This is a genomic window from Priestia megaterium, from assembly GCF_023824195.1.
GTDB classification, from domain to species: Bacteria; Bacillota; Bacilli; order Bacillales; family Bacillaceae_H; genus Priestia; species Priestia megaterium_D.
Window position 1 is genome coordinate 1,633,608 of record NZ_CP085442.1, and the last position, 14,116, is coordinate 1,647,723.

Here is a 14,116-nt window from a genome sequence, read left to right on the forward strand (position 1 = left end):
AGAAAACGGCAGATGAATTCATCTGTTGCTCTTCAAAAATTAATTTATTTTAAATAAAAAATTCTAATAATTCAATCTTGTTATTGACGAACTCGCATTTCAGATGTACACTTAAGTCACAAAGCTACTTAGTATACAAGTTACCTAAGTATACTAAATTATATTTTAATGGATATATCATTTGGAAAACAGCAAGTCATAAATTAATGAGGTGACTAAAATGAAAGAAATTAGTATTGAAGAATTAAAAGAAAAAGCCATTCAATTAAGAAAAACAGCTCTTACAATGATTTATGGAGCACAATCTGGCCATCCAGGAGGTTCACTTTCTGCAGCTGATATTATGGCAGCGCTTTATTTTAAAGAAATGAATGTTGATCCACACAATCCTAACTGGGAAGATCGCGATAGATTTGTACTTTCCAAAGGTCACGTTTGTCCCATTCAATATTCAGCTTTAGCTTTACGAGGGTTTGTACCCTATGAAACGATATACACGTTGAGAGAATATGGTTCTCCGTTTCAAGGGCATCCAGATATGAAAAAGTGCAAAGGTATTGATATCTCAACAGGTTCACTAGGACAAGGACTTTCTTGTGGCGTAGGTATGGCAATAGCAGGGAAACGAGATTTTAAAGACTATAGAGTTTTTGCCTTAGTAGGCGACGGAGAATGTCAAGAAGGACAAATTTGGGAAGCTGCTCAAACAGCAGTTAAGTACCAATTAGATAATTTAGTTGTATTTGTAGATAATAACAGACTTCAAATCGATGGATTTTGTGATGAAATTATGCCATTGCAAGATTTAGAGAAAAAATTTGATGCGTTTGGTTTTGAAACAAAGCGAATTAATGGACACTCCATGGAAGAGATTGTAGAAACATTGGATGAAGTAAAAGTAGCGAAGAATGGAAGACCAAAATGTATCATTTGTGACACGGTAAAAGGTAAAGGAGTTTCGTTCATGGAGGATGTGGCTGATTGGCACGGGGTTGCTCCTAATGAAGAGCAATATCATCAAGCAATGGAAGAAGTAGCAGGAGGTTTAAGATAATGAGCATACTGGAAAAAGATCTTACAGTAAAAAAAGCTACGAGAGAAGCCTTTGGAGATGAAATCGTAAAATTAGGGAAAGAAAATAAAAATATTTATGTCATTGATGTGGATATTGCAAAGTCTTGTAAAACAGTAAACTTTATCAAACAATTACCTGACCAGCATATTAATGTCGGGATCGCAGAACAAAATGCAGCTGGGTTAGCAGCTGGACTTGCTACGACTGGTAAAATTCCTTTTGTAAGCACTTACGCGGTCTTTGGTTCATTAAGAATGCTTGAACAAATTAGACAAGAAGTCTGCTATCCTAACTTAAATGTAAAGATTGCTTGTTCACACGGTGGTCTAACGCCAGCTAATGATGGAGGAAGTCATCAGGCTATAGAAGATATGGGTGTATTGAGATCGGTTCCTAATATGACTGTCATTATGGGAGCTGACTATTATTCTACTAGAAAGTTAGTAGAACAAGCTGCTAAAGTATATGGACCTGTATATCTTCGTTTCACTCGAGATACGGTTCCAATTATTTATGATGAAAATGAAGAGTTTACAATTGGAAAAGCAAAGAAAATTAAAGATGGAAGCGACATAGCTATTATTGCCAATGGCGATACAGTACGACTCGCTTTAGAAGCAACTAAAGAATTAGAAAAACAAGGAATATCTGTAAAGCTACTAGATATGCATACTATTAAGCCGTTGGATCGAGAAGCAGTAGTTGACTGCTTAAATATCGGGAAAATTATCACGGTTGAGGACCATAACATTCTAAATGGCCTTGGCAGTGCCGTATGTGAAGTAGTTGCAGAAGAGGGAAAAGGTACAGTTCGAAGAATTGGTGTACAGGATCAATTTGGACAATCTGCGCCTTATGAAAAACTATTAGAGTTAAATGGAATTACTACAGAAAATATTATCAAAACAGCTAAAGAACTGATTTAAGACTAACTATATTAAATAGACAAAGCTAACAAGATGGGGGAAATATAATATGTTTGATTTAAAAGAGAGAGTAGCAATTATTACTGGTAGCGGTTCCAAAAAAGGGATTGGACGTACAATCGCCCTGACACTTGCAGAACAAGGAGCTGCAGTTGTTATAGCAGATATCAATTTTGATGGTGTACAGGATACAGTAAATGAAATAAAAGAAGCTGGTGGCAAAGCCTTAGGAATAGAGTTAAATGTAACAAGTAAAGATTCTTGCGATGCGATGGTTAGAAAAACACTTGAAGAATTCGGCAGAATTGATATTTTGATTAATAATGCAGGAATTTCTCAAAAAGTTACAGTTCAAGATATGACGCTCGAGGATATTACAAGAGTGTTTAACGTCAATATGTTTGGATTGTTTCTATGTACGCAAGCAGTATTAGAAACAATGAAAAATCAAAAGTATGGTCGAATTATAAGCCTGTCCTCTGTTTCAGCTAAAAGAGGTGGAGGAGTGTTTGGCGGACCGCACTACTCGGCATCTAAGGCAGCGGTATTAGGTTTTTCAAAGAACTTAGCGCGCGAGGTAGCTTTAGATGGTATTACAGTTAACTGCGTAGCTCCTGGATTGGTTAATACAGAAATTTGGAAGTCCCTTCCCGAAGAAGATGCAAAGTCTGTGATCGATAGTATTCCTATGGGGAGACCAGGTGAAGTGAAAGAAATCGCGGCTACAATTGCATTCTTAGCTTCAGAAGAAGCTTCGTATATTACAGGAGAAGAAATTGATATAAACGGTGGCTCACATATGGATTGATATTCAAGTTCGTTATACAGGCATGCCATTATGGTATGCCTGTATGGCTGTTTATTGATAAAATCATTAGTAAAATGGGAAACTGACTACATAAATAAGGATTTTTTTGCTAGAAGATGCTAGGCTTGTTGCCCCTAAAAATAGAACAGTATATAATAAATTATGTCTACTTAATTATGAATAAAATGAGTTAATAATTATAGAGAGAAGTGATTTCCATTAGTTTTAATCCAGTTTCCAATAATAAATTATATATTCAAATTTATAATCAAATTCTTTCTGAAATTCAATCTGGAGCGTTTCAAGTAGGAGATAAACTCCCTGCTGAAAGGGAGTTGTGTGAACAATTTGGTGTAAGTCGAGTGCCTGTTAGACAAGCCCTTAGCGCCCTAGAATTGAACGGTTTTATTTATTCTCGTCAAGGAGAAGGTGTATATGTTAAAGAGTTTCAGACAGAAGCTGAAAATTCTCAATCAACACTTTTAACGGAGTCTACCTCCCCTGAAGACATTGTGGAAGCAAGAATGAACATAGAGCCTCTTATTGTACGCTTTGCAGCTTTGAGAGCTACAGAAGAAGATATTAAAGAACTGCGTGCAACAATTGATAAGATGGAGGAAGAAACGAACGCAGGTGTGTATGTACCAGAAACAGATGAAGCGCTACATAATGGTATAGCGAAGGCTTCTCATAATGATTTATTTATTAGTATTATGGCAGCTATTAGCAATGCGATGAAACAGCAGGAAATGTGGAAGTTTATAAGAGATCGAACCGTCACTAGACCTGACTACCGAGAAGTTAATTTTAATGAGCATAAATTACTCATTAATGCAATTGAACAACATAACGAAGAAGAAGCTGTGAGAATTATGAATTTTCACATGCATAATTTGTATGATCGTTATTGGAAAGCTTAATTCCAACTAATTTTTTATTAGAATAATACCAAATATAGAGTTAAAAGGCAGCTAAAGTGTAGCTGTCTTTTTGCTGTTGAAAAGACAGCATAAAATGAGCAAGATTCAGTGTTTTCTTTCCAAACAAACTGTATATTCCTTTTTCTTTTTAAGAAAGTTAAGAAAATATTTAATCTAATAATTATATTGACAATTGGTAGGTATGTAAGTACACTGTTTATATAAGGTAACTTAGTATACAAGTAGCTAAATCTATAAAACGGAGGTAATGTAAATCTTAAAATTCATTATTCTTTACAGCTCGATATTTTTTGAAGAGATTAGCAGAAGGGTTCGGAAATGTAAGCGTTTTTTACCGTTATTGTGCATTACAAATGTTTTGGATTATTAGGATAGAAATTAGAAAGTAGATTTATAGTGTTTGCATATCGCTAGTAAGGTTTTGGTGTATGATATTTTCTAATAGTTCTTACTTTTTTAAATGATAAATAATACAGGGGGATACTTCGCTTTTTCATTTTTTATATTTCCATATGAAAGGGATTACAGAAATAGGGACTAGATTTACTGAGACTTAGAAATAGATCAATCATCTTTTATATAAACTTTTAATTCTTTCTGTCAATTAGCCTAGAGTAAAGACTCGGGGCAAAGACCGAAGAACATGAAGAGTAGAAAGATGGCAACCCAAGGGAGGAATTATTTTGGATCCAATTAACTTAGAACGTTCAACTACTAAAAAAGTAACGTTAAGGCTCATTCCATTTCTATTTTTATGTTTTACCATATCTATACTTGATCGAGTAAATATTGGATTTGCTGCATTACAAATGAATGAAGATTTAGGTTTTTCTAATGCTGTTTTTGGATTAGGGGCAGGGATTTTCTTTCTTGGCTATTTCCTTTTAGAAGTACCTGGCAGTGCTATGATGACGAAGGTCGGGGCTAGAAGATGGATTAGTAGAATAATGATTACATGGGCTGTAATTGCTATTTTAATGGCTTTTATACAAACACCATGGCAGTTTTATACAGCAAGATTTCTTTTAGGAGTTGCTGAAGCTAGCTTTTATCCTTGTATGGTCTTTTATCTAAGTGGTTTTTATCAAACAAAACATCATGCAAAAGCAATTGCTGGATTTATGATTGCGATCCCTGGTGCTAATGCAATAGGATCTCCTCTTTCTACTTATTTATTAGGTATTGACTGGTTAAACATGGCTGGATGGCAATGGCTTTTCATTTTGGAAGCGATTCCAGCTTTAATCTTAGGTATTATATGTTTCTTCTATCTTGACGATAAGCTTGAGGATGTAAAATGGCTGACTAAAGAGGAGAAGAAATGGCTAATCGACGTTACAACAAAAGAAAAGTTAGAAAAACAGGAAGCCAAACACTATACATTCGCTCAGGCCTTAAAAGACCGTGACGTATTAACCTTATCCTTAGGGTACTTTTTCTGGATGGTTGGCTACTATGGCATCGTCATGTTTTTACCAACAATCTCAGAAGGTTTATCTAAAACTACTTCTCTTAGTACGCATGCTATGGGTTGGATTTTAGGATTAATGTATGTTTGTGCAATGGTAACAATGATTTTGGTTAGTAATCACTCTGACAAGAAAAATGAAAGACGCTTTCACGTAGTTGCTTGTTTAGTAACAAGTGGAGTGGCATTGATTATTAGTAGCTACGTTGCAAGTACGAACATTGTTTTATCATTTGTATTCTTAACGATCAGCCTTTGCGGAGCGTTCGGAGCATATTCTCCGTTTTGGGCAATTCCACCGTCTTTCCTAACGGAAGCTGCTGCTGCAGGTGCCATTGCCCTTATTAATAGTATTGGTAATCTAGGCGGTTTCTTCGGACCTTACATCGTGGGATATATTAAAGATATGACAGGATCTTTTAATGCTAGTATGACATTTCTAGGTATTAGCATGTTTGTAGCTTCCTTTATAGTAGCCTTTTTACTAAAACAGTCAGGAAGAGCTATTAAAAAAAATACAATCGATCCATTAGAAAAAACTAGTTGACTCTTGTTTGAAAGAAAATTTGTGCTACTAGGAGGGGCCGACAATTGGTTTTTAGCATCTGTCGGCCAACTTTCTTAAATGGATAAGAATAGCAGGGGTGTATGGCAATGATGAAGCTAGGAGTTTTAACAAGTGGCGGAGACGCTCCAGGAATGAATGCTGCTATTAGAGCAGTAGTAAAAACAGCTAACTATCATAGCATAGAGGTAATGGGAATCGAGGGTGGTTACCAAGGGTTAATAGAAGGTAAAATTCATAGATTAACCTCTACAGATGTAGATTATATTGCGGATAAAGGAGGGACATTTTTAAAAACCTCCCGGTGCGCAGAGTTTATGAAAGAGTCGGGCAGAATGAAAGCCTTAATTATATTAAAGGATTATGGAATTAATCATTTAGTGGTAATCGGTGGTGAAGGCTCTTTTAAAGGAACACAAAAATTACATCAATTAGGTGTAAATGTCATTGCTATACCGGCAACGATTGATAATGATTTATCTTACACAGATTATTCAATTGGATTTGATACTACATTAAACACGATATTAGAATGCCTCGGTAAAATTAAGGATACAGATTTATCTCATGAAAAGACTACGATTGTAGAAGTTATGGGAAGATATTGCGGAGATTTAGCCCTGTACTCTGCTTTAGCAGGAGCTGGAGAAATTATTTCAACCCCAGAGAGAAAATTGGGCTTTGAAGAGATCTGCTTCAAGCTTAATGAGAAAATTAAAAATGGTAAAAAAGATAACCTAATCCTGATTACTGAAAAAATGTACGATATTCAAGACCTACAAAAATATGTCGAGGATAGATTAGATATTAGCGTAAGGACAAGTATATTGGGTTTCATTCAAAGAGGAGGACAACCGTCCGCATTTGATCGTATATTAGCAAGTAAAATGGGGATCACAGCAGTAGAATTATTACTCAAAGGGTATTCTGGTAGAGCTGTAGGAATCAAAGAAAATGACTTAATTAATGTAGATATTGAAAAAGTTCATTCGAAGTTATCTAGTAACGATGATAAATACAGCTTACTGGATACCATTCTAGCTTAAGGATATCTTTTCTAACATACAATGATTTATCAAAATAGAGATAAAACGAATTTGTCTCTAAAGAAATGTATTTGAATACAAACGAATTTTTCTAATAAAAAGGAGGAAATAGACATGAATAAGCAGGTTAATGTAAAACAGGGAACTATCGTTTGTCAAGTATGTGGGAAAGTTATTGAGAATGTAGACAACTCTGAAGGGGTTAAAACATGGTACGGGAAGTGTTCTGAGGATTGTTCTAGGAAATAACGTATCGGTAAAAATAGACTCCAAAAATCATTAGAATTTTAATTAAGACTATAGCTGAACAAGGAGAGTAATCTTATGAAAGTCATAATTGCTTCAGATCATGGTGGAATAAACATTCGTAAAGAGATTATAAATCTACTAGAAGAAATGTCCATAATATATGAAGATCTAGGCTGTGAATGCAGTAGTTCAGTCGATTATCCGGATTATGCGATTCCAGCTGCCCAAAAAGTAGCAAATGGAGAAGCCGATTTTGGAATTTTAATCTGCGGTACAGGAATTGGCATGAGTATTGCCGCTAATAAAGTAAAAGGAATTCGTTGCGCACTCGTTCATGACGTGTTTTCAGCTAAAATGACGCGTGAACATAACGATACGAACATTTTAGCCATGGGGGAACGAGTAATTGGACCAGGTTTAGCTCGCAAAATTGCGAAGACTTGGTTAACAACCCAATTTGTCGGGGGCCGTCATGAAAATCGCATCTGTAAAATTACAGAATACGAAAATGTATCAGAATCTTCTCTTGAAAGAAAATAAAGACAGAAAAGGCAAGAATCAATTTGATTCTTGCCTTTTCCTATTATTTCACTTACTGATATGATGATTATAGACCCTAACAGAATAGCAAAACTAACCATTCCAATTTCCATACCAGTTAACCTTCCGTAAAAGCAGCTTATTATGACAACACTGAGACTAATTATTTTTGCAATTAAAATAGATGTAATAAAATATGCCTGATTTATTCTTGGGAGTTAAAGAAGTTTGTTTGCTGATGAAGAAATCTGTACGGTTAGTATCTACATATAGGAGGAAGCGAATATGCAGGATAAAACGATTATAACAAAAGTTATGGCTTACATAACTAGGTTTAATGGTCATCATACAGAGTTATTAGTTTGCAAACACAAAGATTATCCAGAAGCAGGAATTCAAGTTCCAGCAGGTACTGTAGAACAGGGAGAAACAATTGAAGAAGCTTTATATAGGGAGGTCAAAGAAGAATCTGGATTAATGGAGTTTTTATCGGTAACAAAATTGAAAACATATGTTTATCATCATGAAGGTAAAAGCCAGTATCATGAACGACATGTTTTTCAGTTAGAAGTTAAAGAAAAAACTGCAGAACGGTGGGAATATAAGGTTAATTCTAAAGGGGAAGATGCAGGATTAATCTTTTCGTACTATTGGGTTCCTATTCAAGCTATTCCCAAACTAGCTGTAAATCAAGATGATTGCATTAATCAGTTATTTTTATAGTTCTAAATTTATTAATAAGAGAAATATGTAGGTATCAAAGAGAATAAAAGTAATTTTTATATTACATCAAACCGTCCAGATATACAGCAACGTTTTTTATCCATTTTCAATAAATTAGTGATGTTAAAAATGGTGTCGCTAAGTCAAATGATTACCAAAATAAATGCAATGTTTTCTTAAGTTGTAAAATGAAAATATCTATCTCTTGATATACTTATCTAAAATCCCTACTAAAAGGAGAATAGGAAACATGCTTAATCAATTAAAGCGGTGGGCTAAAAAGTTAAAAAAGCAGCTATTTATCTTATACTTAGCTTATAAAGATGAACGAGTATCTTGGTATACCAAATTATTTACTGCTTGTGTTGTTGCATATGCCTTCAGTCCAATCGATTTAATTCCTGATTTTATACCGGTTTTAGGCTATATTGACGATATAATCATTGTTCCTTTAGGAATTATGCTTGCTTTGAAGATGCTACCTACAAGTGTAATAGAGGACTGCGCAATAAAAGCAGAAGAGCTCATTCAAAATGAACGACCTAAAAATTGGGTTGCGGGTTCAATTATTATCATAGTATGGCTACTTATTTTTACGTGGAGCTGTTTTACTGTTTTTAAATTATTAAATTGAATGAACTCTTATCAAGAAAAAATATATTAGGTTTACTATCGATCGTTATGATACAAAAAGGAAGCTAAACAATCTCTAGAGAGTTTATTTAGATATCAGGAAAACGTTAATGCGAAAAAAGACAGCCTGTTATTGCTGATTTTGACTCTTTATTCCGTAGTGGGTCAAATGCTTGGAATGGGGCTTGTAGTAAATGATTTTATCGGGAGAATCAAATGGAGAAATATACTTGCATACAATCCTGTAGAATATTTTGCATTAATCCTAGCAGCTAGCGGTGTCATAATCTCTCTGATACTAGGTATACAAAGTTTGTATGGATGGATAATTGATCAAAGAAACCGAAAAAAATGGGTGAAACAGACTGTATTATCTTCAACAAAGGAATGAGAGCAGTCCTTTATTTCCTCCATATTTATCTTAAAACAGAAACAAAGATCGTACCTTAACCCATAGTTGATAACCATAGATATCAATTATGGGCTAATTTATCTCTATCCCTTTTTAAAAAATGTTCAGTTATATCGCTTTACAATTAAAAATAAATGTTGAAATTGAGCTAATAATCCGTTTTTTTAGTGCGTTTTTTTACTATCCATTTCTTATAGATGTAGTGTAAGAGGAAGCCTCTGAGTAACTAACAATATAAAGTATACTTCCAAATAAGAAGCTATTAAGAACCATTCCTGTTAAAAAATTCTTTCCTAATTTTGCTCCTAGTTCTAGTCGATTATCCAAATCTTCATCTGCATTCTGAAGCAAAGTTTGATCAAGGTCGATTGGAAATATATATCCTCCAACTACTGTATTCAAGTAAAACATCAACGGAAAGGCCCACATAAAAAACATTCCACCAATGAGGCCTGCTATGCTGTTTCCTTTACATAATTTAGCTAAACCTACGGATATTATAAGGCCCAATCCAAAGGTAGGAACAAAGTTCACAACAGAACCTAGACTAAAACCTAGCGCAACTTTATGTGAATGATCTTTTAATCTTAATAGTTTAATAAGTAAGTATTTAAACCGGCGCTTCAAAAACACTAATTTGCTCACATTATTCCTCCTATCTCTTTACGCTGGCATCCTATCTTTCCTTTAGGTGTCCACCATTATAGAAAGGTGTTTTATTGTATTCAAGATTTAGCGTCATATAAGTAAAAAGAAAAATGAGGTTAAAGAACAACAGGCTTAACCATTATAAGTATATTTATACTTTATATGACAAAACAAATAATTACCTCCTAATAAATCAAGTGATTTTTGAAAATGTCACAAAAAATTCATAAATAGGTTGTTTCTTTTCTATTTCTCCCTGCTAAAATTTTATAGTCAAGAACAAGAAAAATATAACATCGGGGGATATACTTAGTGAAAAAGATAATTTCTTCATTAGCTCTATGCTCGTCATTAATTGTTTTACCAACAATAAGCCATGCAGCTTTAGGAGACAAGCTATTAAAAGAAGGTATGACAGATCCAGACGTAAAAGAATTACAGGATGTTTTAAGACAGAAGGGGATATTTCCAGCTACTTCGACTGGCTATTTTGGTTCAATTACAAAAGATTCAGTTCTAAGCTTTCAGCGTTCTCATAGTTTAACCGCTGATGGAATTGTAGGATCTAATACATATCAAGCGTTAATAGCTAATTCAACAAGTACGGTTACAAACGGTACACTTTTAAAATATGGAATGACTAGTAATGAAGTTGAAAAAGTACAGCAATTGTTAAAGGAAAAAGGTTACTTTAATGCCACACCAACAGGATATTTTGGTACAATTACTCAAACTGCGGTTATGAATTTCCAACGGGATTATGGCTTAGCTGTGGATGGAATAGTAGGTCCGGCTACTTTAAATGCCTTAAATAAAGTATCTAGCAGCTCCACTGGTTCTTCAACTGTCAATAGTTCAACGCAAGCGACAGCTAGTGATATTGTTGCTTATTCTAAAAAATTCATAGGTGTACCATATGTTTGGGGAGGAACGTCACCGAGTGGTTTCGATTGCAGTGGTTTCATTTATTATGTATTTAAAAATGGAGGTGGAGTAACTGTACCGCGAACAGTAGCTACCTTGTATCAGTCAGGAAAAAGTACATCTACTCCAAATGTAGGGGATATTGTGTTCTTTGATACTACTGGAGGGCCTTCACATGCTGGAATTTATATTGGAAACGGGCAGTTTATTCATGCTGGAAGTTCAACTGGTGTAACTATTGCATCGTTAAGCAATTCTTACTGGGCCCCTCGTTATTTAGGAAGTAAATCTGTATTCTAATAAACTACAAAGCACTAGTTACCAAGAACGAGAAAACTAAGACCAAGGTTAAGAATTAAAATTTTTTTGAAGATTACCTTTTTATTTTTATGAATATTGAGCTTTATGATACGATATGAAGTGAACTTTTTAAATGAGGGTCTATATGCAAAAAATTAAAGGTAAAAGGATAAAAATTAGTATATTTATGCTGGGATTAGGGATTATTTTTTTTCTGTTTGCCGGGAAAGAGCTTGTGGTAAACGAAAAGCCTGTAAAATCTGACGTGATTATTGTGTTAAGTGGTGATAATGATCGACTGGAGAAGGGAATTGAATTATATAAAAAAGGCTATGCGGCTCATTTAATCCTTTCGAATGGTCAAGAGAATAATTTTTATCATCAAGCCAAGGACTCAGGGATACCTGAGGATTCAATTATATTAGAAAATCACGCTACAAGTACTACGGAAAACGCTAAATTCACAAAAAGGCTAATGATGAACTATCATTTTCAATCCGCTATCGTTGTTTCTTCCAACTATCATATGAAAAGGGTAGAAAAAAATTTTAATAAAGAATTTAAGGATACCCAAATACAATTAACCTATTGTTCTAGTGGAAGTCGTTATTATAATCCAAAGAGATGGTGGGAAACTGCTTTAAATAGAAAAGTTACCTACACAGAATACGTCAAACTTATTGGCAATTATTTTGGTTTTAGCGGAAAGAAATCGAAAGAATTATTAAGAGAATTTATCTAAAAAAATCGCAAAAAAAGTCCATAGGGATGCCTCTATGGACTTTTTGCTTTTTGAGATTACGAGGAGTAGTTCAACATAGTCCTGTGAGGATAGATTATTTGTTTAAAATAAAGGAAAGCACGGTGCCCCATATAAAGATTACTAAATAGAATAATCTTTGCAGCAGACCGGTAGGCATAGGAACAAAAAATACAAAAATAATGAGTATAAGGATGACTAGTAAGGAGAGCAAGCAGCCATAAGTCCAATACTTGCCGCTTGTTAAGGATGATGCATATATCCAAAGACCAGCTAAAATAGTAATCATGCCAAGTTGAGCGAGTATTGAATGCCAAAATAAATTTATATCAGCCGGTATAAAACCTGAAACAATGTTACCTAAAGCTAATATAAGGATAAAAGCTGTTGCTAGTTGGGTTATTTTTGTTTTCTTTAGGCTTTGTGAAATGTACAAAACACCAATTGAAAGTGTTAATCCGTTTATAATAAACAATAAGTTCATCCAAAAATGGTGAGGAGAACAAATTTCATGAGGTGCAATTGAATAGGTGTAGTTTCCACAAGAAGTTACGCCAAGATCACTCATTGCGTGATTTAAAAAACTGTAGGGAGCGGTTGAAGTCAAAATGAAGAACGGTTCAATTAAAAAATACAAGCAAGTAGCAAACCAGCTTAAAATGCCAAGCTTTTTCGATATATACAGAATCATCACCTCTTAAAAAGCGTTATATATGAATTATATATCCAAATAATGTTAAATGAAATGGTCTTGGAGCCTATTTTTAAGTAGGGCTCGAGGTTGATGCAAGGAAGGAGGACAAAGTGTTTAAACTTGGAGGTGCTTACAGTAGGTTAAGAATGGAAGGACCTCTTTACTAATTCTTTGTAGCAGTAAAGAGGTCCGAAAGCGTCTTAATTAGAAATGAATAACTGCTGATTGTGCGGCCTTTTTATAAAACATACATAAAGTTAATGTATTCTAAACGTAGTGACATTCAAGATGTTTTCTCTAGAATTTTATAATCTGATGTTTTTTGAATATCTACATTATTTTCACCTGCAAATGTTTCTAACTCCTTAAAAATATTTGGTGGATTAAATAACGATATCCGCATATTCCAGCCTTTTTCCACTCGGACTATGGCCAATTTTGCTTTCCAACTTAAGCGCTTAAATACGATTTTTTTAATGTCCATAGGTTTAACTGTTTTTTGATATACTTTAAGCCTTAAAATATACGTTCTATAGGTTAAGGTATCTTTGTCTATCTGAAATTCATATCTGAGGAAAAGGGCAAGAAACGAACAAAGGATAGCAACAAGAAGTAAAAAAGCACCTATTTTATTATGTTGAAACATTTGAACAAATAGTAAAACCTTTAACAGCAATAAAGGAAAAATTATATTTTTTTGAGTAGCAGCTTTAAATAACATAGAGTCTCCTTCCTTTAGTAAATAAGACAACTTATTTTTCTTCTATGATATTATTTAATTATCAATTTAGATTAGATTTATATTGGGAGGTCTTTTACATGTATAACACCATTTCAGATTTTATCAAAGAATGGAACAACGAAGCCATGCTAACTCAAAAAGTTTTGGATAGCTTAACAGATGATTCGTTAGAACAACAAGTGTATCCTGAAGGACGTACGTTAGGGAGAATTGCTTGGCATTTTACAACAAATATTCCAGATTACCTAACTGAGTTTGGATTGAACATAGACAGAATAGAAAGTACAGCAAGCGTTCCATCTTCTGCACAGGAAATTGCTATAACTTTCAAAAATGTAAGTTCTCACGCTGCTAAAATTATCGAACAGCAATGGACAGATGAATCCTTAGAACATATACAAGAAGCGTTTGGTAGAAAGCAATCAAATGCTGCAATCTTAATGGGGCTAATCAAGCATATTGTTCATCACCGAGGTCAGATCACAGTTCTTATGCGTCAAGCAGGAATAAAACCCCCTGGAGTTTATGGGCCTCCAAAAGAAGATTGGGCTCAGTTAGGTGTGGAAAATCCACCGCTTTAATAATATCAAATAAATAAAAAAGAGGTTGTCCATAGAAAATGCTATAAAACTATTTTCCGGATAACCTCTTTTTACGTAAAA

Annotated in this window: 16 protein-coding genes and 1 pseudogene; 14 read left to right on the forward strand and 3 right to left on the reverse strand. The window is 34.2% G+C overall.

The annotated features are described in order from the left end of the window. The first annotated feature begins 202 nt into the window (after positions 1 to 202). From LIS78_RS08275 to LIS78_RS08325, 11 genes and pseudogenes are all read left to right on the forward strand, one after another. Positions 203 to 1,054 carry a transketolase gene (locus LIS78_RS08275; protein WP_286676966.1) on the forward strand — a complete coding sequence of 284 codons (852 nt, stop codon included), beginning with the start codon at positions 203 to 205 and terminating at the stop codon, positions 1,052 to 1,054. After that, on the forward strand, positions 1,054 to 2,001 hold the full coding sequence (locus tag LIS78_RS08280) for a transketolase family protein (protein ID WP_195780606.1): 948 nt from the start codon (positions 1,054 to 1,056) through the stop codon (positions 1,999 to 2,001). The genes LIS78_RS08275 and LIS78_RS08280 overlap by 1 nt, the downstream gene beginning before the upstream one ends. Positions 2,002 to 2,050: 49 nt before the next feature. Then, positions 2,051 to 2,809, forward strand: coding sequence for an SDR family NAD(P)-dependent oxidoreductase (locus LIS78_RS08285; protein ID WP_116073000.1), 759 nt, complete (start codon positions 2,051 to 2,053; stop codon positions 2,807 to 2,809). A 209-nt stretch (positions 2,810 to 3,018) separates the two neighbouring features. After that, positions 3,019 to 3,729, forward strand: coding sequence for a FadR/GntR family transcriptional regulator (locus LIS78_RS08290; protein ID WP_195780605.1), 711 nt, complete (start codon positions 3,019 to 3,021; stop codon positions 3,727 to 3,729). Between the two features lie 704 nt (positions 3,730 to 4,433). Continuing rightward, a complete protein-coding gene (locus LIS78_RS08295; RefSeq protein WP_195780604.1) occupies positions 4,434 to 5,765 on the forward strand; it encodes an MFS transporter in 1,332 nt (443 codons plus the stop codon). 107 nt (positions 5,766 to 5,872) lie between these two features. Beyond that, complete coding sequence (gene pfkA / locus LIS78_RS08300; protein WP_195780603.1) at positions 5,873 to 6,829, forward strand: 6-phosphofructokinase; 957 nt, start codon at positions 5,873 to 5,875, stop codon at positions 6,827 to 6,829. A 114-nt stretch (positions 6,830 to 6,943) separates the two neighbouring features. Next, positions 6,944 to 7,078 (forward strand): GapA-binding peptide SR1P, encoded by a 135-nt coding sequence (locus LIS78_RS08305; protein ID WP_107917869.1) that lies wholly within the window; start codon positions 6,944 to 6,946, stop codon positions 7,076 to 7,078. A 75-nt stretch (positions 7,079 to 7,153) separates the two neighbouring features. Then, on the forward strand, positions 7,154 to 7,618 hold the full coding sequence (gene rpiB, locus LIS78_RS08310) for a ribose 5-phosphate isomerase B (RefSeq protein ID WP_252284962.1): 465 nt from the start codon (positions 7,154 to 7,156) through the stop codon (positions 7,616 to 7,618). 285 nt (positions 7,619 to 7,903) lie between these two features. Then, entirely contained in the window at positions 7,904 to 8,341 is a 438-nt protein-coding gene (locus tag LIS78_RS08315; RefSeq protein ID WP_252284963.1) for an NUDIX hydrolase, read from the forward strand. Positions 8,342 to 8,591: 250 nt separating this feature from the next. Further along, positions 8,592 to 8,975 (forward strand): YkvA family protein, encoded by a 384-nt coding sequence (locus LIS78_RS08320; RefSeq protein ID WP_252284964.1) that lies wholly within the window; start codon positions 8,592 to 8,594, stop codon positions 8,973 to 8,975. Positions 8,976 to 9,038: 63 nt separating this feature from the next. Beyond that, positions 9,039 to 9,365: pseudogene (locus tag LIS78_RS08325) on the forward strand (hypothetical protein); the annotation flags it as partial. 201 nt (positions 9,366 to 9,566) lie between these two features. Here LIS78_RS08325 and LIS78_RS08330 read toward each other — a convergent pair. Continuing rightward, a complete protein-coding gene (locus tag LIS78_RS08330) occupies positions 9,567 to 10,031 on the reverse strand; it encodes a DUF2062 domain-containing protein (protein WP_252284965.1) in 465 nt (154 codons plus the stop codon). Between the two features lie 315 nt (positions 10,032 to 10,346). Between LIS78_RS08330 and LIS78_RS08335 the strand changes: the two genes are divergently transcribed. Further along, on the forward strand, positions 10,347 to 11,258 hold the full coding sequence (locus LIS78_RS08335) for a C40 family peptidase (protein WP_195780598.1): 912 nt from the start codon (positions 10,347 to 10,349) through the stop codon (positions 11,256 to 11,258). A 145-nt stretch (positions 11,259 to 11,403) separates the two neighbouring features. Next, entirely contained in the window at positions 11,404 to 12,000 is a 597-nt protein-coding gene (locus LIS78_RS08340; RefSeq protein ID WP_116072987.1) for a YdcF family protein, read from the forward strand. A gap of 94 nt (positions 12,001 to 12,094) precedes the next feature. Here the strand turns inward: LIS78_RS08340 and LIS78_RS08345 are convergent, their stop codons facing one another. Together LIS78_RS08345 and LIS78_RS08350 are read right to left on the reverse strand one after the other, a co-directional pair. Then, entirely contained in the window at positions 12,095 to 12,709 is a 615-nt protein-coding gene (locus tag LIS78_RS08345; protein WP_252284966.1) for a DUF998 domain-containing protein, read from the reverse strand. Positions 12,710 to 12,995: 286 nt separating this feature from the next. Next, positions 12,996 to 13,433 carry a diguanylate cyclase gene (locus tag LIS78_RS08350; protein ID WP_252284967.1) on the reverse strand — a complete coding sequence of 146 codons (438 nt, stop codon included), beginning with the start codon at positions 13,431 to 13,433 and terminating at the stop codon, positions 12,996 to 12,998. Between the two features lie 98 nt (positions 13,434 to 13,531). Between LIS78_RS08350 and LIS78_RS08355 the strand changes: the two genes are divergently transcribed. Then, positions 13,532 to 14,035, forward strand: coding sequence for a DinB family protein (locus LIS78_RS08355; protein ID WP_195780595.1), 504 nt, complete (start codon positions 13,532 to 13,534; stop codon positions 14,033 to 14,035). Positions 14,036 to 14,116 lie beyond the last annotated feature (81 nt).